A 21,087-nucleotide genomic window follows, 5' to 3' on the forward strand; every position below is an offset into this window, starting at 1 on the left:
TTTCAAAACGAGGAATCAGCTATTTTGTGAAGAAAAACGCGTTGGCGCACAACCTGTTAAGCCGCAACACTAAAATTTTGGCAAGAACGTTCTCATCGCCTGACTTTATCCGTAGTTCTTCCAATAAAAAAAGCGATCTGCCCCGCTCAATCGACGAGTCAGATCGCTGCTATAAACAAATAAAAAAACCACTGATCGGCAGTGGCTTAAGCTGAAAGGACTTTTCTTCCTTTACGACGACGGCTAGCTAAGACGCGACGGCCGTTTTTTGTGCTCATACGTTTACGGAAACCGTGAACTTTTGAATGTTTACGTTTATTTGGTTGATACGTTCTTTTCATTTATTCCACCTCCAAGTGATTAACGTAGATAGACATACTTTAGTAGTATAACGACTCTACCTAGGTTTTGTCAATCAGAAAAAAAGGAATTTTGCAAGAGATTGTCCACATTTTCTGGGGATAACCATTCACAGATTGGGGATAACTTTGCGAGCGATTTTTTTATTCACGATTTTTCGACAGCTTTTTCCCCGAAAATTTTCAACGTTAACAAGTTATACACAAGGTGGATAAGTTATGTGGATATTCTCGCTACTTTCGATTACCTCAAGCTTACTGCCTTCTAGATTTTTGTGGAAATACTTGGGAATAACTCACTTTTTCCTCACTCTTTGATCCGTTCGATTAACCGACTGTATACAGCAATGTATAAATATACAATTCATTTGTGAACACTTGTGGAAACTTTTTTATTTTCTTTTTTTGCGCTCGCCCTGTGGAAAACTTTCAAAAAAAATGCTACAGTGTTTTTACCTAACTTTATAAATAGGAGGCGTCATATTTGACCTCAAAAGAAGAGCTTTGGCGAGAGCTAACAAAGACCTATAAAAAAAACCTCACCGCTGTCAGTTATGACACGTGGATCCGCGTCGCTAAACCGTTGACTTTGGAAAACGGCAACTTGACGATCGAAGTCCCCAGTGAGTTGCAAAAAAATTATTGGGAAAAAAATCTAGCCTCAAAAGTGTTAGAGATTGGCTTTCAAGTAACGGGACAAGACATCACGCCGATCTTTGTTACACCGGATGAACAACCAGCAGAAACGCTTGATTTAAAAGAAGCCCCAAAAGAAGCGGCTCTACCTGAGAAAAAAAATAAAAAAGCGTTGCTGAATCCCCGCTATACGTTTGAGACATTTGTCATCGGGAAAGGCAACCAGATGGCGCACGCCGCTGCTTTAGCCGTCGCAGAAGAGCCCGGTTCCCTTTACAATCCGCTTTTTTTCTATGGTGGTGTCGGTTTAGGGAAAACCCACTTGATGCATGCGATCGGAAACGAGATGCTGAGCTTAAATCCCAGCGCGCGCGTTCGGTATGTCTCCAGTGAAACCTTTGTCAATGATTACATCAATTCGATCCAAAATAGCGAGACGGAGCAGTTTCGACAAGAATACCGCAACGTTGATCTCTTATTAGTCGATGATATTCAATTTTTCGGTGACAAACCCGGAACACAAGAAGAATTTTTCCATACGTTTGAAAGTCTGTATAACGAAAACAAGCAGATCGTTTTGACCAGTGATCGTTTACCAAATGAGATCCCAAAACTCCAAGAGCGACTCGTTTCGCGTTTTGCTTGGGGCTTATCCGTTGATATCACACCGCCCGATCTAGAAACCCGGACCGCGATCTTACGGAAAAAAGCGCAAGCTGAAAATTTAGAGATCCCAGATGACACCTTGAGTTATATCGCCGGCCAGATCGACTCTAATATCCGCGAACTAGAAGGAGCATTAGTCCGGGTGCAAGCTTTTGCGACCACTAACAAGACTGATATCACCACTAGTTTAGCCGCCGATGCCTTGAAATCATTGAAGAGTCTCGGCAATTCTCAGCTGACGATTGAGCAGATCCAAGAAGTCGTCGCGAAATATTACCACCTACAAGTCAAAGACCTCAAAGGGAAAAAACGCGTCAAAATGATCGTCGTCCCACGCCAGATCGCGATGTATTTGGCCCGCGAGTTGACGGACAGTTCACTGCCGAAGATCGGCAAAGCATTTGGCGGTAAAGATCACACGACAGTCATGCATGCCTGTGATAAAATAGAACACCTCGTCAAAAGCGATAGTGAGATCAAAGATAATATCGCGGAGATCAAAAATCTGCTGTTAACCTGATTGTGGAAAAGTCCGAAAAAATCTGTTGACTTTTCCACACGATTTCCACAAGTGGAAAAGTCGAGTTTATCGCTTGTTTTTTAGTTTTCCACATGATTAACAGGCCCTACTATTACTACTGACTTATTAATAAACTAAATCAATAAAAAGGAGTTTCCCTATGAAATTTACAATTAACCGTGCTCGCTTCATTCAAGAATTACAAACTGTACAACGTGCTATCTCCACCAAAACGACGATCCCGATCTTGACTGGGGTCAAAATCGTCTTAACGGCTGAAGGTTTAAACTTAACCGGTAGCAACGCAGACATCTCCATCGAAACTTTTTTAACTGCTGATGATGAAAAAGCGGCGTTAACGATCGAATCGACAGGACAAGTCGTTTTACAAGCGCGTTTTTTTAGTGAAGTCATTCGGCGTTTACCTGAAACGACCTTCACGCTAGAAGTTTTAGACAGTTATCAGGTGTTGATCACATCAGGCGCAGCCGAATTTACCGTCAATGGCTTAGACGCTGAAAATTATCCTCATTTACCTGTGATCGAAGAACAAAATCAATTGAGCTTACCTGTCCATGTATTGACGAAATTAATCAGTGAAACTGTCTTTTCCGTTTCGCAACATGAAAGTCGTCCGATCTTGACCGGGGTTCATTTCATGTTGAAAGGTTCGGATCTGTTAGCCGTAGCGACAGATTCCCATCGCTTGAGCCAACGCATGATCCCGATCGAACAAGCGGGTAGTGAATTTGATATCGTGATTCCAGGAAAAAGTTTGACGGAACTTGCGCGTTCATTGACAGATGAAGAAGAAGAAGTGGAGATTTCCATCATGGAAAACCAAGTCTTGTTCAAAACGAAAAATATGTATTTCTACTCGCGCTTGTTAGAAGGGAACTACCCGGATACGAACCGCTTGATCCCAACTAGCTTCAATACAGAGATCACTTTTTCGGTGCCGACATTTTTAGCTGCCATTGAACGGGCGTCGTTGTTGTCGCATGAAGGACGTAACAATATCGTTCGGTTAGCGATCGAAGCAGATACTGTCACCCTTTACGGAAATTCTCCTGAGATCGGAAAAGTCGAAGAAGAGTTGATCTATGAAGCAGTGACTGGTGATCCGTTAGAGATTTCCTTTAACCCGGATTACATGAAAGATGCTTTACGAGCTTTTGGCGATATGACGATCACCATCAAATTCATCTCGGCGATCCGGCCGTTCACTTTAGAACCAAGCGTTGGTGAAAATGCCTTTATCCAATTGATTACACCGGTTCGAACGAATTAAAATGATTCATTTTAGAGAAAAAGGTCTTAAAATCGATTTTAAGACCTTTTTCTTGTTTTCTAACAAAAATATCGAAACGGACTAAAACTTCTTAAATCGAAAATCTAACGGGAAAATTTGTTTTCTAGTTGAAAAAAGGGTATAATAAGAGGGTGTTTCTAAGTTGAAAATGAGGGATGCCAATTGAAACAAACGATCTATTTAGCAACTGAATATATGACGCTGGGTCAACTGTTAAAAGAGATCAATCTGATCTCTAGCGGAGGACAAGCGAAATGGTTTTTAGCCGAACAAACAGTCTTTGTCGATGGGGAATTAGAAAATCGTCGGGGTCGCAAACTTTATCCCGGTATGATGATTGAGATCCCAGAGGTAGGCACTTTTTTTATGGCAAAAAATAAGGAAAACAGCGATGCAGCTGAATAGCTTAAGCTTAAAAAATTACCGTAATTACGCGGATTTAACGTTGGAATTTCCCAACCAGTTAAATATCTTTTTAGGTGAGAATGCCCAAGGAAAGACCAATTTGTTAGAAAGTATCTATGTCTTAGCGTTGACGCGCAGCCACCGAACGAGTTCGGAACAAGAATTGATCGGTTGGGATGCTGATTTTGCGCAATTAAAAGGGCAGTTGACCCGCAAGACGAGTCGGGTGACGTTAGAACTTTTATTGACGAAAAAGGGCCGTAAGTCAAAGGTCAATCATATCGAACAAAAGCGTTTGAGTAGCTACATCGGACAATTGAATGTGATTTTGTTCGCGCCAGAAGATCTTTCACTAGTCAAAGGCAGTCCCCAGATGCGGCGACGGTTCATCGATATGGAACTCGGTCAGATCAATCCGGTTTATTTATATGACTTAGGGCAGTATCAAAAAGTCTTGAAGCAGCGGAATCTGTATTTGAAACAGCTGGCGGAAAAGAAGCAGACTGATGAACTGTATTTGGATATCTTGACGGAGCAGTTAGTGGAATTTGGCAGCAAAGTCTTAGTCAATCGCTTGAAGTTCATCAAACGCTTGGAATATTGGTCAAATACGTTACATCAACGGATCACGGATCATAAAGAAGCATTAGCGATCCACTATGCCGCTAGTTTTAAACTTCCGGCTGAAGATCTCGAAAGTGTCCAAGTTGCGTTTAGTCAAGAATTACAAAAAAATCGGAAACGCGAACTCTTTAAAGGCACGACTTTTTTAGGGCCGCACCGAGATGATTTGTTATTTTTCGTCAATGAAAAAAATGTTCAGACTTATGGCTCGCAAGGTCAGCAGCGGACGACGGCGTTAAGCATCAAACTCGCTGAGATCGATTTGATGAAAGAAGAGACGGGAGAATACCCGATTTTATTATTAGATGATGTGATGAGTGAACTGGATGACAATCGCCAGATCCACTTGTTAGAAGCGATCGAAGACAAAGTCCAAACGTTTTTAACGACGACGACCCTCGATCACGTCAAAGGAAAGATGACAGTCCATCCTGACATCTTTTACGTCCACAAAGGACAGATAGAAAGGAACGAAACTGAATGACAGAAGAAGAAAAGAGTTTACAAGAACGGGCTCAAGAATATGATGCCAGTCAGATTCAAGTACTAGAAGGTTTAGAAGCGGTAAGAAAGCGTCCTGGGATGTATATCGGTTCAACTAGTACAGAAGGTCTGCATCATTTGGTTTGGGAGATCGTCGACAATTCTATCGATGAAGCGTTGGCTGGTTTTGCTAAAAGTATCCATGTCATCGTTGAAAAAGACGACAGTATCACCGTTAGCGATGACGGTCGGGGGATCCCGGTCGATATCCAAGCTAAAACGGGTCGCCCAGCGGTTGAGACGGTCTATACGATCTTACATGCCGGCGGGAAATTCGGCGGTGGCGGCTATAAAGTTTCCGGTGGTCTTCACGGGGTCGGCGCTTCGGTAGTCAATGCGCTTTCGACTAAACTAGAAGTCCGCGTCTTTAAAAATGGCAAAGTCTATTATCAAGAATACCACCGTGGTGCAGTCGTCGATGATTTAAAAGTTATCGGTGATACTGACAAACATGGGACGACGGTCCATTTCATCCCTGATCCTGAGATCTTTACGGAAACGACGGAATTCAATTTTGAAAAACTAGCAACTCGCGTTCGAGAATTAGCCTTTTTGAATCGGGGCTTGAAGATCTCGATTGAAGATAAACGCCCCGCAGAACCAGTCTTGCGGGAATATCATTACGAAGGCGGGATCAAAAGTTATGTTGAGCATTTAAATGCTAACAAAGCGGTCTTATTTGACGAACCAGTCTATGTAGAAGGTGAGCAACAAGATATCACGGTGGAAGTCGCGATGCAATATACGGACGGTTACCATACGAATATTTTGAGTTTTGCTAACAATATCCATACGTATGAAGGTGGGACCCATGAATCTGGGTTCAAAACGGCATTGACGCGGGTGATCAATGACTATGCTCGTAAACAAAAGTTGATGAAAGAAAACGAAGAGAATCTTTCCGGTGAAGATGTCCGGGAAGGCTTGACTGCTGTAATCTCTATCAAACATCCCGAACCGCAATTTGAAGGCCAAACGAAAACGAAACTTGGGAATTCAGAAGTTCGGACAGTCACGGATCGCCTATTTTCGGAAAGTCTATTGAAGTTTCTGATGGAAAATCCTAATGTCGGTCGTCAAATCGTTGAAAAAGGGATGCTCGCTTCAAAAGCGCGCCAAGCAGCTAAACGAGCACGGGAAATGACTCGCCGCAAAAGTGCATTAGAGATCAGTAATTTGCCCGGAAAATTGGCGGATTGTTCCTCTAATGATCCAGAAAGATGCGAACTGTTCATCGTCGAAGGAGATTCGGCCGGTGGTTCAGCTAAACAAGGCCGTAACCGGGAATTTCAAGCGATCTTACCGATTCGCGGCAAGATTTTGAACGTGGAAAAAGCCTCGATGGACAAAATTTTAGCCAATGAAGAGATCCGGTCATTGTTTACAGCGATGGGGACTGGGTTTGGCGCTGATTTTGATGTATCAAAAGCTCGTTACCATAAACTAGTCATCATGACCGATGCCGATGTCGATGGCGCCCATATTCGGACGTTGCTGTTGACGCTGTTTTATCGGTATATGCGGCCGATCGTGGAAGCTGGTTATGTGTATATCGCGCAGCCACCGATCTACGGGATCAAACAAGGCAAAAATATCACCTATATCCAACCTGGTAAAAACGCCGAACAAGACTTAAAAGACAAAATGGCGGCATTACCTAAGTCGCCTAAACCGAATGTCCAACGGTATAAAGGGCTTGGGGAAATGGATGATCATCAATTGTGGGAAACGACGATGGACCCTGAAAATCGGGTGATGGCACGGGTCACAGTCGATGATGCGATCGAAGCCGATCAAGTTTTTGAAATGCTGATGGGAGATCGAGTCGAACCACGGCGAGCGTTTATTGAAGAAAATGCGCATTATGTTAAAAATCTAGATATTTAGTGAGGGGGATCGATTTTGGAAGATCGGAGAGAAAATGTTCATGACGTCAATCTAACCAGTGAAATGCGAGAATCCTTCATTGATTATGCGATGAGTGTTATTGTAGCGCGGGCATTACCAGATGTGCGGGATGGCTTGAAACCTGTGCATCGCCGGATTTTATACGGGATGAATGAATTAGGGGTCACACCTGATAAACCCCATAAAAAATCGGCCCGGATCGTCGGGGATGTCATGGGGAAATACCATCCCCATGGCGATAGTGCGATCTATGAATCGATGGTTCGGATGGCACAACCGTTTAGTTATCGGTATATGCTAGTCGATGGTCACGGAAACTTTGGCTCGGTCGATGGTGACGGAGCTGCTGCGATGCGGTATACCGAAGCGCGTTTGAGTAAGATCGCGATGGAAATGCTACGAGATATCAATAAAGATACAGTGGATTACCACGGCAACTACGATGACAGCGAGCAAGAGCCTGATGTTTTGCCGGCGCGTTTTCCCAATTTACTCGTTAATGGCGCAACGGGAATCGCGGTGGGAATGGCGACAAATATCCCACCTCATAACTTAAATGAAGTGATTGCCGGGATCGATCTACTGATGAAAAATCCTGAAGCGACCACGCAAGATTTGCTGGAAGTTATTCCCGGACCTGACTTCCCGACTGGTGGTCTAGTCATGGGGAAATCAGGCATTCGACGCGCTTATGAGACGGGGAAAGGCTCGATCACAGTTCGGGCTCGCATCGAGATCGAAGAGCAAAAAAATGGCAAAGAACGGATTTTAGTCACAGAATTGCCTTATATGGTCAACAAAGCGAAATTAATCGAACGGATCTCTGAATTACACCGTGATAAACGAGTGGAAGGGATCACCGATCTGCGTGATGAATCGTCACGTGAAGGGATGCGAATCGTGATCGATGTCCGCCGCGATGTCAGTGCTTCGGTTATTTTGAATAATCTGTACAAAATGACAGCGTTGCAAACCTCTTTTAGTTTCAACATGTTGGCGATTGAAAATGGTGTGCCGAAGATTTTGACTCTGAAACAGATTTTAGAAAATTATATCGCCCATCAAAAACATGTCATCACTAGACGGACGATCTTCGATAAGAAAAAAGCTGAAGCCAGAGCTCACATTTTAGAAGGTCTACGGATCGCGTTAGATCACATTGATGAGATCATTCGCATCATTCGAGGGTCTGAATCCGATGATGTCGCTAAAACGACGTTGATGGAGCAATTCAAATTGTCTGATCGACAAGCACAAGCCATCTTAGATATGCGTTTGCGGCGGTTGACTGGTTTGGAACGGGAAAAGATCGAGCATGAATACCAAGAACTATTGAAATTCATCCAAGATATGGAAGATATTTTGGCTCGGCCTGAACGAGTGGAAGAAATCATTCAAACCGAATTAGGCGAAATTGCTGCTAAATTTGGCGATGCTCGCCGGACGGAACTCTTGATCGGTGAAGTCTTGAGTCTTGAAGATGAAGATCTGATCGAAGAAGAAGATGTCGTGATCACCTTGACGAATAACGGTTATATCAAACGCGTGGCGGCCAGTGAATTTAGAGCACAGCGCCGTGGCGGTCGTGGCGTGCAAGGAATGGGCATCCATGATGATGATTTCGTTAAGAGTTTGACTGCTTGTTCGACTCATGACACGTTGTTGTTCTTTACGAATACTGGACGGGTTTATCGGGCAAAAGGCTATGAGATTCCTGAATATGGCCGAACAGCAAAAGGGATCCCAATCATCAATTTATTGGGGATCGATTCTAGTGAAACGATCCAAGCGATTATCGGTGTTACCGGGCAAGCCGAAGCGGGCCACTATTTGTTCTTTGTGACGAAAAATGGAACGGTCAAACGCACGAGTGTAACGGCCTTTTCAAATATCCGTAGCAACGGACTAATCGCAATCAGTCTAAAAGCAGAAGATGAATTGGTGAATGTCGTGATGACTAATGGCGAAGAGCATTTGATTCTAGGAACGCATCTAGGCTACTCTGTGACCTTTAAAGAGACGGATGTCAGAGATATGGGACGAACAGCGAGCGGCGTGCGAGGCGTGCGTTTACGGCCGTCTGATTACGTTGTCGGAGCTGCAGTCTTGAAACCTGATCAAGAAGTCTTAGTCATTACCGAAAACGGCTATGGCAAGCGGACTAAAGCGGCTGAATATCCTGTTAAAGGCCGAGGCGGAAAAGGGATCAAAACAGCTAATATCACCGCGAAAAATGGTCCATTAGCTGGCCTGACGACTGTCAATGGCGACGAAGATATCTTACTGATCACAAACCGTGGTGTCATCATCCGCTTCAATGTTGCCAGTGTTTCCCAAACGGGGCGCGCAACATTAGGCGTTCGTTTGATGAAGATGGAAAATGATTCCAAAGTTGTCACTATGGCGATCGTTGAAGAAACAGTAGTCGATGAACCAGCAGAAGACCTGTCATCGACTGAACCAACTGAATAATCAAATGAGGCTGGGAGTGATCCCAGTCTTTTTTTGACTAAGGGAACACAAGGCTAAAAAGGTCTAGCTTCACGAACTAGCACTGAAGAAATAAGCTGAAGACTTATGGCAAAAAATGCCCTGTTGCTCCATTTGTTTTTTAGGAGCTGAGGAAGTTCATTTAGCTTTTCTTACTCGGTTAAGATCAGACGGAGGTAAAATAGAGCTAAAGTGCGTATCTTAGATTAGTAGCAAAGAAACGATTGATTTTTAACGTTCAATGATGTATAATGAAAAATTGTGAGTAGTCTATTAATTTTAGATCGCTCTCCTTGCTCTTAGCAATCTAAGAGCCTTATAGTCCACAGGGAGGTGAAAATCAATGAGTCAAAACACGAAGTATGAAATCACATACATCATTCGTCCGAACATTGATGAAGAAGCAAAAACTGCTTTAGTAGAACGTTTCGATACGATCTTGAAAGATAACGGAGCTGAAGTTATCGATTCTAAAGATTGGGAAAAACGCCGTTTCGCATATGAAATGAACGATTTCCGTGAAGGTATCTACCATATCGTCAATGTGACTGCGCCAGCTGATGCTAGTGCAATCAATGAATTTGATCGTCTTGCTAAGATCAATGATGATATCATTCGTCATATGATCGTTAAGATTGAACAATAATTGTTTCACGTGAAACAATTGACGAGAAAGGAGCTGGCTTCAATTGATTAACAATGTTGTCTTAGTTGGCCGTTTAACCAAAGATCCTGATTTGCGATACACTTCCAATGGTACAGCGGTTGCGACGTTTACCTTAGCGGTTAATCGTAACTTTACCAATCAAAGTGGAAACCGTGAAGCAGATTTTATCAATTGCGTCATTTGGCGTAAATCAGCCGAAACGTTGGCAAATTATGCTCGCAAAGGAACTCTTTTAGGGGTAACTGGGCGGATTCAAACTCGGAATTATGAGAATCAACAAGGTCAACGTGTTTACGTGACTGAAGTGGTAGCGGATAATTTCCAATTGCTTGAATCGCGTAATGTAAGTGAACAGCGTCAACACAGTGAGAACAGCGGAGAGTCAAATTTCCAAAGCTCAAACAATTTCAACAACAACAACTTTGATCAATCTTCTCAGTCAGCAAAAAATACGATGCCTGACTTCGATCGAGATTCAGATCCATTCAGTGGGTCCTCAATCGACATTTCAGATGATGATTTACCATTCTAATCTAGGAGGGAAAACGAAATGGCACAACAAAGAAGAGGCCGCAAACGTCGTAAAGTCGACTATATTGCAGCAAATCATATCGAATACATCGATTATAAAGATATCGAATTGTTAAAACGATTCATTTCAGAACGAGGCAAAATTTTACCTCGTCGTGTAACAGGTACTAGTGCTAAAAACCAACGTAAATTGACTGTTGCAGTCAAACGCGCTCGGATCATGGGCTTACTACCTTTCGTATCTGAAGAATAAAATCATAAAAGTAGATGGTCGAACTTTCGATTATCTGCTTTTTTTGTCGACTGATTTAATCAATCTCGATAGTTAAACAGTCGATCAAAAAAGCTGAAAACAAAATAACCTTCTCCTGCTTTACTGATACAATCAAGTGAGATAAACAACAGATTCAATTGTCATCTAGGTGAGCCGTTAGCAGTGAGGGCTAATGAGGGGGAGCGTTTGTTTCACGTGAAACAAGAATTAAATTCGCTTGCTAGGGCTGGGTATGCTAAAATTGCTTTAGCAGGAGGAAAATAAATGAATAAGAAGATTAAACATCTGCTGCCAATCGTTTTGTTTTTTATTTTGTTGTTGGTACAACTAGCGGTTATTTTTATTATCCGGATTCATTTTATAACAGCATTAGTCGTCGCTGTGATTGATTGTTTGTTTTTAGCCCAAATGATCGTTCAGCGTCACCGGCTCCAGATCAGTAACCGGCATAAGATCCAACAAGCGTCACGGATCGCCGAACATTCATTAGAATTTGTTTCCGTCGATATGCCAGTTGGGGTGATCGTGTGGCAAGCTGATTTTAGCTTTGCGTGGACGAACCCTTACATCGCAGATCAAGTGGCGGATCTCCAACTGGAAGATCAGCAAGACATGATCAATGAATTGATCCAGCGAGCAGGAAAGAACAAATCGATTTATCGGATCGGCGATGTCTTATATCAGTTTCAATTGAATTTAGAAAAGCAAATCGTTTATTTTATCGATATTACAAAAGAGATCGAATTAGATGAAAAAGAACAGCAACAACAGACGGTAATCGGTTTTGTTTCCGTTGATAATTATGATGATGCCATCGACCGGCGCGATGATAAAGAGATCTCTTATTTAAATTCGTTTATCACGACCATTATTTCTGACTGGATGGATTCTTATCATGTCTTTTACAAACGGATCAATGCGGAACGCTTTTTCTTCTTTGCTCGTCATGAAGATTTGGAAAAGATGATCCAGTATAAGTTTGATTTGTTGGAGCAGATCCGAACCGCAGCGGAAAAAGAAAATATCCCAATCACGATCAGTATGGGGATCGGCTATGGGGATCAAGCATTAGAACTAGTCGGTGAGACCGCGCAAAATAATCTAGACCTTGCCTTGATTCGTGGTGGTGACCAAGTGGTGGTCAAAGATGCTCGTGAAAAGGCCAAACCAGTTTTTTACGGCGGAAACTCAGCTAGTACCGTCAAGCGGACACGGGTGCGTTCACGTGCGATGTCTACCGCTTTAAAAAAAGCGTTTAAAGAGACCGGCGATGTGTATATCATGGGGCATCGTTTTCCAGATATGGATGCGATTGGTTCAGCATTCGGCGTCGCTTGTTTAGCGCGTTTTCATGAAAAAAAAGCGTATGTAGTCATTAATGAACAAGAGACGATTCCTGATGTAGATCGCTGCTTAGCGGTGATCCACAAAGATGAAGAGTTAAAAGATTTATTAATCTCGCCAGAAGTTGCCATCAAGCAACTGCAGCCGAATGATCTATTAGTGATGGTGGATTATCATCGGCCGTCACTTTCGATCTCCCAAGCATTATATGATCAATTTGATAATATCGTGATCATCGATCATCATCGTCGCGGGGAAGAATTTCCGACTAAACCGTTACTGACGTATATCGAATCCTCGGCTTCCTCAGCTTCTGAATTAGTGAGTGAGTTGATCCAATTTGAAAGCAATAGTCGTCAGAAGATGACGAAAATGGTAGCTACATTATTGTTAGCGGGGACCACGGTCGATACGAAAAACTTTGCTGTTCGGACTACGGCGCGGACATTTGATGTCGCAAGTTATTTAAAAACTTGTGGGGCGGATGCTTCTTTAGTACAATACTTATTGAGTACTGATATCCAGTCGTATTTAGAGATCAGCAAGCTGGTAGGCGAAAGTGAATATATTTCTAAAGATATCGTCATCGCAAGCGGCAGTGATGAAAAAGAATATGATAGCGTGACCGCCGCGAAAACAGCTGACACCTTGCTTTCAATGGTGGATATCAATGCAGCTTTTGTGATCATCAAGCGTAATGATGGTGTGATTGCTATCAGTGCCCGCAGTTCGGGAAAGATCAATGTCCAAACGATCATGGAAGCATTAGGCGGTGGCGGGCATTTTACGAATGCAGCTGTTCAGCTGAAAGATCTAACAATCGCACAAGCGCGCCAAAAATTGCTTGCCGCGATCCATAATCAATTGTCGGAAGGAGTCAATTAAAATGAAAGTTATTTTTTTACAAGATGTTAAAGGTAAAGGTAAAAAAGGGGACGTCAAAGAAGTTCCAACTGGTTATGCGCAAAATTATTTGTTAAAAAATAATTTTGCTAAAGAGGCTAATAAAGGAAGCATCTCAGAACTCCAAGCTCAAAAAAAAGCTCAGGCTAAAAAAGAAGCTGAAATTTTAGCTGAAGCCAAAGAACTAAAAACATTTTTGGAAAAAGAAGAAACAGTCGTGGAATTAAAAGCCAAAGCAGGTGAAGATGGTCGTTTGTTTGGTTCAATCCCTTCTAAACAGATCGCAGAAGGATTAAAGAAACAATACGATTTGAAGTTAGATAAACGTAAAATTGAGTTAGCCAATCCGATCCGTTCGATGGGGTATACGAAAGTGCCCGTTAAGTTGCATCCGGAAGTTATCGCGACGATCAAAGTCCACGTTAGTGAAGAATAGATTAAAGGCTGAGGCAAATGCCTCGGCCTTTATTGTATTTTGGTTCGGGATTTTGTAAAATAAGTGGACGGAAAAGGAGCGAGAGCCAGCATGAATGAACTATTACAAGATCGAGTGCCGCCGCAAAATATCGAAGCAGAACAATCGACGTTAGGCGCCATTTTGTTAGATGTCGACGCGTTGATCACTGCCCGAGAATACATAGAACCGCAAGACTTTTATCGCCGTAGCCACCAAGTGATCTTTCAAGCGATGATTTATTTGAATGATCGCAACGAAGCCATTGATGTGGTAACGGTCAAAGAGCAGCTGGAGCAAGATAATCTATTAGAAGACGCCGGTGGCTTGAGTTATTTGTCTGAACTAGCTATAACTGTTCCGACTGCTGCAAATGTCTCGTATTATGCGAAGATCGTAGAAGAAAAAGCCTTGCTGCGGAATTTGATCCAAACTGCTACCAATATCGTCACTACCGGTTATGAGCAAGACGGTGACGTTGAGAGCATTTTAGATACGGCTGAACGTGAGATCATGGAAGTCTCAGAAAAACGTAACAAGAGCGGTTTTTTGGCCATTAGTGATGTCTTGAATACCGCGATTGAAAATATCGATCAGCTGGCACGCAACAATGAGGCGATCACCGGTTTACCCACGGGCTATGTCGCGTTGGATAAAATGACAGCTGGCTTGCAAGCTGAAGAGTTGATCATTTTAGCTGCGCGGCCCGCTGTCGGAAAAACGGCATTTGCTTTAAATATCGCGCAAAATGTCGGGACAAAAACGGATAAATCCGTTGCCATTTTCAGTTTAGAGATGGGGGCGGAATCTCTAGTCAATCGAATGCTGTGTGCAGAAGGTTCGATCGAAGCGAGTCATTTGCGAACCGGTCAGCTATCGGAAGAAGAATGGCAAAATCTGATCGTGGCCATGGGGAGTTTGTCGCGAGCAAATATTTTTATTGATGATACACCAGGGATCAAAGTTTCAGAGATTCGAGCGAAATGTCATAAATTAGCCAAAGAAAAAGGCAATCTCGGCTTGATTTTGATCGATTATTTGCAATTGATCGAAGGGACTGGTCGTGAGAATCGGCAACAAGAAGTGTCTGAGATCTCGCGCCAACTAAAAAAATTAGCCAAAGAGTTAAAAGTTCCGATCATCGCGTTATCTCAACTTTCGCGGGGCGTGGAGCAACGGCAAGATAAACGACCGGTTTTAAGTGATATTCGGGAATCAGGTTCGATCGAACAAGATGCCGATATCGTAGCGTTTTTGTATCGCGATGATTATTATGAACGTGAAGGCGAAGAAGAGGAAGAGTCAGCTTCTAATCGGAACGTGATCGAAGTCATCATCGAAAAAAACCGAAGCGGTGCCCGAGGAACGGTCGAATTGTTGTTCATCAAAGAATACAACAAATTTTCTTCTTTGACACCACGGGATGAATTTTAAAGAGAGTTTTCGGCTCTCTTTTTTATTTTGCACCTTTTTTAAAATAATGTTCGTGATCTGCTGTGATTTCGATAAAAATAATTATGATTATTCGAATTTCATTTGAAAGCAGCCCACGGACCTGATACAATGGTTCAGGATTATAAATAATAAATTAAACGAGGTGTTCAGATGTCATCTGTAGTAGTGGTAGGTACCCAGTGGGGCGATGAAGGAAAAGGAAAGATTACCGACTTCCTCAGTGAAAATGCTGAAGTGATCGCACGCTATCAAGGTGGAGACAATGCCGGGCATACGATCAAGTTTGATGATGTGACGTACAAATTACACTTGATTCCTTCAGGGATTTTTTACAAAGATAAAATCAGTGTGATCGGAAATGGTGTCGTGGTCAATCCGAAGTCTTTAGTCAATGAATTGGCTTACCTTCACGAAAAAGGCGTTGCCACTGATAATTTACGGATCTCTGATCGCGCGCATGTGATCTTGCCGTATCACATCAAATTAGACCAATTGCAAGAAGATGCGAAAGGTGAAAATAAAATCGGAACGACGATCAAAGGCATCGGACCAGCTTATATGGATAAGGCGGCTCGAGTTGGGATTCGGATCGCGGATCTATTGGATAAAGAGATTTTTGAAGAGCGCTTGAAGATCAATTTAGCCGATAAAAACCGTCAATTTACGAAAATGTATGACAGTGAACCGTTGAATTTTGCGGATATTTTTGAAGAATACTATGCCTATGGTCAAGAGATCAAACAATACGTGACGGATACTTCCGTTATTTTGAATGATGCATTAGATGAAGGCAAACGAGTTTTATTTGAAGGAGCGCAAGGTGTCATGTTAGATATCGACCAAGGGACTTATCCGTTTGTGACTTCTTCTAATCCAGTCGCTGGCGGTGTTACGATTGGTAGTGGCGTGGGACCTTCTAAGATCAATAAAGTCGTTGGTGTTTGTAAAGCCTATACTTCACGTGTTGGTGATGGTCCTTTCCCAACTGAACTATTTGACGAAGTTGGAGATCAAATTCGAGAAGTCGGTCATGAATATGGAACGACTACCGGCCGGCCGCGTCGGGTTGGTTGGTTTGATTCAGTCGTGATGCGCCATTCAAAACGCGTGTCAGGAATCACGAATCTATCTTTGAATTCCATCGATGTGTTAAGTGGCTTGCAGACGGTTAAGATCTGTACCGCGTATGAATTAGATGGGGAACTGATCTATCATTATCCAGCTAGCTTGAAAGAGTTGAATCGTTGCAAACCAGTCTATGAAGAACTTCCTGGCTGGCAAGAAGACATCACCGGTTGTAAAACATTAGCCGACTTACCGGAAAATGCGCGGAATTATGTTCGTCGCGTTTCTGAATTAGTCGGTGTCCGGATCTCAACTTTTTCAGTTGGACCAGATCGGACTCAAACGAATATTTTGGAAAGTGTTTGGGCCCAGATCTAAACAATCACAAAGAGCGTTGAACAGAAAAAGTGCTGTTCAACGTTTTTTTGTAGCATACCCCAATAAATAGGGTAGTGTCAGTTCTAAAATTGCGGAGTTTGTCCAGCTTTTCTAGTCAAAGGTGACGACAATTGTGACATTATCGAGTAAAATAGAAGAGAAATGGGAGAGCTTGGAGGGTAAAAAATGTATCAGATTTTAACGGATTCATGTTGTGATATTCCGTATCAAGTCTTAAAAGAAAACCAGGTCGATTTTATTTCGATGCATGTCGATGTGGCCGGAAAAGAATTGGTCGATGATTTAGGTAAAGATTTTGTGATCGATGATTTTTATGAAGAGATCAAACAAGGTGCGATGCCAACGACTTCACAAGTCAATGTTGGACGCTATGTCGAATTTTTCAAACAATATGCGAGTCAACAAGTACCAGTGCTATATATTTGTTTTTCATCAGGTTTGAGCGGCTCTTATCAAAGTGCGATCCAAGCTGTTGAACTTGTGAAAGAAGAGCTACCGGAAGCCCAGATCCACGTCTTTGATTCACTGGCAGCTAGTGGCGGCGAAGGGCTGATGGTTTATGAAGCGGCTAAACGCCAACAAGCTGGAATGAGTCTAGCCGATCAATTGACTTGGCTAGAAGAAAATCGCCTGACCTATCAACATTGGGTGACAGTTGATGATTTGAATCATTTGCAGCGCGGCGGTCGAATCTCGAAAACGAGCGCTGTTTTAGGTGGTTTAATGAACATCAAACCAATCATTTACGTTGATCCAGCGGGGAAATTAGAAGTGACGGAAAAAGTTCGCGGGCGCAAAAAAGCGTTGCAGCTCTTAGCAGATCGGATTGTAACCGCGACGCAAGAACCTAGTGAACAATCGATTTTCATTACGAATAGTGCAGCTAAAGCAGAAGCTGAGGAATTAAAGACATTGATCGAACAAAAGATCCAACCAAAAGAGATCCGGATCTTCCCCTTAGGACCTACGATTGCCAGTCATACTGGGTTAGGGTGTGTGGCAGTCTTTACGCGTGGAAAGCGGCGGGATTAAAAATAAGGTTGAGCTGTTCCAGGCTCAACCTTATTTTTTTTGCGATAGTTGTCGGATCAACTGACTGATTTTTTTGCGGTAGACAGAATCTAAAACTTGTTGGCGCTGCACTAATGAGATCAAAAAACTGACTTGTGGTGAATCTTCAATCGGTAATGTCACGAGATGATCATCGGGATTGATTGCCAGTTCAGCTAAAAAACCGATCCCGACGTTTTCTTTGATCATCCCTTTTAAAATATTCAAATCATTGTTTTGATAGATGATCTTAGGTGTAAAATGTGCTTGTTGCGCAAAATTTTGAAAAGCAGCAGGATGCACATAATGTTCATTTAACAAGACGAATTGCTCCGCTTGTAATTCATTAAAAGCCACACTTTTACGGCTGGCAAGCGGATGATCAGGACTCGTTACGATCATGAAGCGTTTTTCCACCAATAGCTCACTGATCAAAGAATCATCACGAATCGGTTCCGTGGAGCCTAAGAGTGCTAGATCGATCTTTCCGCGTCGTAACAGGGTAAATAAATCCCGTGATCCGCCATCTACTAAATGGATATGGCTCATCAGGTCGTGCTTGAATAAATAAGCGGACAGTTTCGGGAAATAATAATTTCCGATGATTGGCGGCAAGCCAAATTCGATCGTTTCTTCTTTCAGCCTTCCGATCTCAGCTTTTGCAATCTGAAGTTCATTGAGAAGTGCTTTGCTGTGCAGATTTAAAATTTTGCCCGCTGGTGTGATGATGACCGCTTTATGGGAACGATCGCGGTAGATCAATTCGGCACCAAATTCAGTTTCTAAACGTTTGATGGCATACGTCACAGTTGGCTGACTGACGTGAAAAGCTTGAGCGACTTTTGTAAAACTTTTTTCCTGGACTAACCGTTGAAAATATTCGAGATCGCGTACATTCATCAAAAGATCCTCCTGTTTTCCACTTGTGGATAAAACTGATTTAATCAAGCAACTAAGTCAGTGAATAGCAGTACTTTATCATATAAAAAATAATTATCCTACTTAAATGACTCATCTAGTCAGCTAGGAAGTCACCGCAAATAAAAAAATCGATCCGCAGTCAGCAGATCGATTTTTTAGTTTACGCTTAAAATTCACGTCGCAGTTCGCTAGTTGAGATAGAAACGAGAGTATTTAACTAGAGGCGTGGTTTAATTTCCAACTAATAAGTGGCTTAATTTTTGTTGGACATCAGGATTTTCTAAAAATTCATCATAGGTCGTTTCGCTGCGGTCCACTACGCCATTTTCTGTCAACGCAATGATTCGGTTAGCGATCGTTTGAATAAATTGATGGTCATGAGAAGCAAATAATAATGAGCCTTTATAGGCGATCAAACCATCATTTAAAGCTGAGATCGATTCGAGATCCAAGTGATTGGTGGGATCGTCTAAAACTAAAACATTCGCTTTTGACAACATCAATTTTGACAACATACAACGAACTTTTTCGCCTCCGGACAAGACATTGACTGGCTTCAAGACTTCATCACCAGAAAAGAGCATCCGTCCTAAGAAACTCCGTAAAAACGTATTGTCATCTTCTTCTTTGCTGGCGTATTGCCGTAACCAGTCTAAGATCGTCAACGAATTATTGAATTCACTAGAAGGATCTTTAGGCATATACGCTTGGCTTGTCGTCACGCCCCAGCGAACAGTTCCGGTATCCGGAGTCAATTCTCCGGTGATCACTTTGAATAAAGTTGTCGTCACGATATCACTTTCAGCGATAAATGCTACTTTGTCGTCTTTGTTCAGTGTGAAGGAAACATTTTCCAAGATCTTTTTACCATCGAGGGTGACACTGACATTTTCGACTTGCAACAAATCATTGCCGATCTCGCGTTCTGGTTTGAATTGGACGAATGGGTAGCGTCGAGACGAAGGTTGGATATCATCCAAGGTGATCTTATCTAACATTTTTTTTCGCGAAGTGGCTTGTTTTGATTTTGAGGCATTCGCAGAAAAACGCGCGATAAATTCTTGTAACTCTTTGATCTTTTCTTCTTTTTTGGCGTTAGAGTCTGCCGTTAATTTCGCAGCTAACTGACTGGATTCTAACCAAAAGTCGTAATTTCCCACATATAATTTGATCTTACCAAAATCAAGATCGGCCATGTGAGTACACACTTTATTTAAAAAGTGCCGGTCATGGGAGACGACGATTACGGTATTTTCAAAGTTGATCAAAAATTCTTCCAACCAATTGATAGATTGGATATCTAATCCATTGGTGGGCTCGTCTAGAAGTAAGACGTCGGGTTTGCCAAAGAGTGACTGGGCTAGCAAGACTTTGATTTTTTGACCCGCAGTTAACTCACTCATTTTTTGCTGGTGCAATTCTTCAGGAATGTTCAAACCTTGCAATAAGACGGCCGCTTCTGGCTCAGCTTCCCAGCCATTCAATTCTGCGAACTCGCCTTCTAGTTCTGCTGCTTTGATCCCATCTTCATCGGAAAAATCTTCTTTCATATAGATGGCGTCTTTTTCTTTCATGACTTCATAAAGCCGCGCATGCCCCATGATGACAGTCTCGATGACGGTATGATCTTCATAATCAAAATGATTTTGTTTTAAAGTTGCTAACCGTTCATTTGGACCTAATGTCACATTTCCAGTCGTTGGTTGGATCTCACCTGCTAAAATTTTTAAAAAAGTTGATTTCCCGGCACCATTCGCACCGATCAAGCCATAACAGTTTCCGGGCGTAAATTTGATATTTACATCATCAAATAACTTACGATCAGAAAATTGTAAACTGACATCACTTACTGTAATCAATGAATTTCCTCGCTTTTTTCTTATTTTGTCTGCTGCATTTAAATGACAAATCTCTTTGCATTATAAAGGCGACTAACCAAACTTTCAAGGAAATGACTATCAATTTACTTGTCTTTTAAAATAAGTTAGACTAAATGCGAAAGGACGTGGGGATATGATTGGGATTATTATAGCGGGACATGATGATTTTGCGAAGGCTTTAGCTGATACCGCGCAAGCAATCATGGGACAACAAGCCGCGTTAGAAACGATTGGTGTAAGAGCGAAACAAGAAGATCTGGCTGTTGTTTTTCAAACGGCCTTGGAAAAAGTAAAACAGAACAATACGGAAATCTTATGGCTCGTTGATATTTTCGGTGGAACGCCCTTTCATTATGCTAGCCGGCTCGTCGTGAAAGATGCACAACAACACCTTGTAACAGGCGCGAACTTGCCAATGGTCTTGCAGGCACTGGCCAACCGTGAAGAAGGGGCTGCTGAGCTAGCTGCAGAATTAGAAAGAGAAAGTAAGACGGCGATTCGGAGCATGTAGCGAGAAAATTAAAAAAGTGGAAGGACCTTTTCAGGCCCTTCCACTCAGACTGTAGACAAAAGATTCATAGAAGGTGTAGAAATCCAATTTCTACGCCTTTTTTGTACACTCTACTATATGTAAGTTCAAAAAAAGCCAAAAAAATAAAGGCCTACTGCCTTTTGTATAAC

The 21,087-nt window shown here is 42.3% G+C and carries 18 protein-coding genes; 15 read left to right on the forward strand and 3 right to left on the reverse strand.

Annotated features, from left to right (window positions below):
* Nucleotides 1-206: 206 nt before the first annotated feature.
* On the reverse strand, nucleotides 207-341 hold the full coding sequence (rpmH, locus tag GVJ38_RS10505) for a 50S ribosomal protein L34 (RefSeq protein WP_159723118.1): 135 nt from the start codon (nucleotides 339-341) through the stop codon (nucleotides 207-209).
* 502 nt (nucleotides 342-843) lie between these two features.
* On the opposite strand from rpmH, the gene dnaA reads away from it, so the two are divergent.
* From dnaA to GVJ38_RS10575, 14 genes are all read left to right on the forward strand, one after another.
* On the forward strand, nucleotides 844-2,181 hold the full coding sequence (gene dnaA / locus GVJ38_RS10510; RefSeq protein ID WP_159723119.1) for a chromosomal replication initiator protein DnaA: 1,338 nt from the start codon (nucleotides 844-846) through the stop codon (nucleotides 2,179-2,181).
* A 160-nt stretch (nucleotides 2,182-2,341) separates the two neighbouring features.
* Nucleotides 2,342-3,472 (forward strand): DNA polymerase III subunit beta, encoded by a 1,131-nt coding sequence (dnaN, locus tag GVJ38_RS10515; RefSeq protein ID WP_159723120.1) that lies wholly within the window; start codon nucleotides 2,342-2,344, stop codon nucleotides 3,470-3,472.
* Between the two features lie 183 nt (nucleotides 3,473-3,655).
* A complete protein-coding gene (gene yaaA / locus GVJ38_RS10520; protein ID WP_159723121.1) occupies nucleotides 3,656-3,898 on the forward strand; it encodes a S4 domain-containing protein YaaA in 243 nt (80 codons plus the stop codon).
* Nucleotides 3,885-5,006, forward strand: a complete 1,122-nt coding sequence (gene recF, locus GVJ38_RS10525) for a DNA replication/repair protein RecF (protein ID WP_159723122.1) — start codon at nucleotides 3,885-3,887, stop codon at nucleotides 5,004-5,006. The genes yaaA and recF overlap by 14 nt, the downstream gene beginning before the upstream one ends.
* Nucleotides 5,003-6,952: a DNA topoisomerase (ATP-hydrolyzing) subunit B gene (gene gyrB / locus GVJ38_RS10530; protein ID WP_159723123.1), complete on the forward strand. Its 1,950-nt coding sequence runs from the start codon at nucleotides 5,003-5,005 to the stop codon at nucleotides 6,950-6,952. The genes recF and gyrB overlap by 4 nt, the downstream gene beginning before the upstream one ends.
* Nucleotides 6,953-6,967: 15 nt before the next feature.
* A complete protein-coding gene (gene gyrA, locus GVJ38_RS10535; protein WP_442896051.1) occupies nucleotides 6,968-9,445 on the forward strand; it encodes a DNA gyrase subunit A in 2,478 nt (825 codons plus the stop codon).
* Between the two features lie 361 nt (nucleotides 9,446-9,806).
* Nucleotides 9,807-10,109 carry a 30S ribosomal protein S6 gene (rpsF, locus tag GVJ38_RS10540; protein WP_159723124.1) on the forward strand — a complete coding sequence of 101 codons (303 nt, stop codon included), beginning with the start codon at nucleotides 9,807-9,809 and terminating at the stop codon, nucleotides 10,107-10,109.
* Between the two features lie 43 nt (nucleotides 10,110-10,152).
* Nucleotides 10,153-10,662 (forward strand): single-stranded DNA-binding protein, encoded by a 510-nt coding sequence (gene ssb / locus GVJ38_RS10545; RefSeq protein WP_159723125.1) that lies wholly within the window; start codon nucleotides 10,153-10,155, stop codon nucleotides 10,660-10,662.
* An 18-nt stretch (nucleotides 10,663-10,680) separates the two neighbouring features.
* Nucleotides 10,681-10,914, forward strand: coding sequence for a 30S ribosomal protein S18 (gene rpsR, locus GVJ38_RS10550; protein WP_159723126.1), 234 nt, complete (start codon nucleotides 10,681-10,683; stop codon nucleotides 10,912-10,914).
* A gap of 285 nt (nucleotides 10,915-11,199) precedes the next feature.
* Nucleotides 11,200-13,164 (forward strand): DHH family phosphoesterase, encoded by a 1,965-nt coding sequence (locus GVJ38_RS10555; RefSeq protein ID WP_159723127.1) that lies wholly within the window; start codon nucleotides 11,200-11,202, stop codon nucleotides 13,162-13,164.
* Between the two features lies 1 nt (nucleotide 13,165).
* Nucleotides 13,166-13,618, forward strand: a complete 453-nt coding sequence (rplI, locus tag GVJ38_RS10560) for a 50S ribosomal protein L9 (RefSeq protein WP_159723128.1) — start codon at nucleotides 13,166-13,168, stop codon at nucleotides 13,616-13,618.
* Nucleotides 13,619-13,708: 90 nt separating this feature from the next.
* Nucleotides 13,709-15,070, forward strand: a complete 1,362-nt coding sequence (gene dnaB, locus GVJ38_RS10565) for a replicative DNA helicase (protein ID WP_159723129.1) — start codon at nucleotides 13,709-13,711, stop codon at nucleotides 15,068-15,070.
* 171 nt (nucleotides 15,071-15,241) lie between these two features.
* Nucleotides 15,242-16,534, forward strand: a complete 1,293-nt coding sequence (locus tag GVJ38_RS10570; RefSeq protein WP_159723130.1) for an adenylosuccinate synthase — start codon at nucleotides 15,242-15,244, stop codon at nucleotides 16,532-16,534.
* A 186-nt stretch (nucleotides 16,535-16,720) separates the two neighbouring features.
* Nucleotides 16,721-17,587 carry a DegV family protein gene (locus tag GVJ38_RS10575; RefSeq protein ID WP_159723131.1) on the forward strand — a complete coding sequence of 289 codons (867 nt, stop codon included), beginning with the start codon at nucleotides 16,721-16,723 and terminating at the stop codon, nucleotides 17,585-17,587.
* 30 nt (nucleotides 17,588-17,617) lie between these two features.
* Here GVJ38_RS10575 and GVJ38_RS10580 read toward each other — a convergent pair whose 3' ends face one another.
* Nucleotides 17,618-18,505, reverse strand: a complete 888-nt coding sequence (locus GVJ38_RS10580; protein ID WP_159723132.1) for a LysR family transcriptional regulator — start codon at nucleotides 18,503-18,505, stop codon at nucleotides 17,618-17,620.
* A gap of 251 nt (nucleotides 18,506-18,756) precedes the next feature.
* Nucleotides 18,757-20,385 carry an ABC-F family ATP-binding cassette domain-containing protein gene (locus GVJ38_RS10585; protein ID WP_159723133.1) on the reverse strand — a complete coding sequence of 543 codons (1,629 nt, stop codon included), beginning with the start codon at nucleotides 20,383-20,385 and terminating at the stop codon, nucleotides 18,757-18,759.
* A gap of 154 nt (nucleotides 20,386-20,539) precedes the next feature.
* Between GVJ38_RS10585 and GVJ38_RS10590 the strand changes: the two genes are divergently transcribed.
* Nucleotides 20,540-20,917 (forward strand): PTS sugar transporter subunit IIA, encoded by a 378-nt coding sequence (locus GVJ38_RS10590; RefSeq protein ID WP_159723134.1) that lies wholly within the window; start codon nucleotides 20,540-20,542, stop codon nucleotides 20,915-20,917.
* Nucleotides 20,918-21,087: the final 170 nt, after the last annotated feature.

The sequence above is a fragment of the Enterococcus sp. CSURQ0835 genome, assembly GCF_902706605.1.
Classification (GTDB): Bacteria; Bacillota; Bacilli; order Lactobacillales; family Enterococcaceae; genus Enterococcus_A.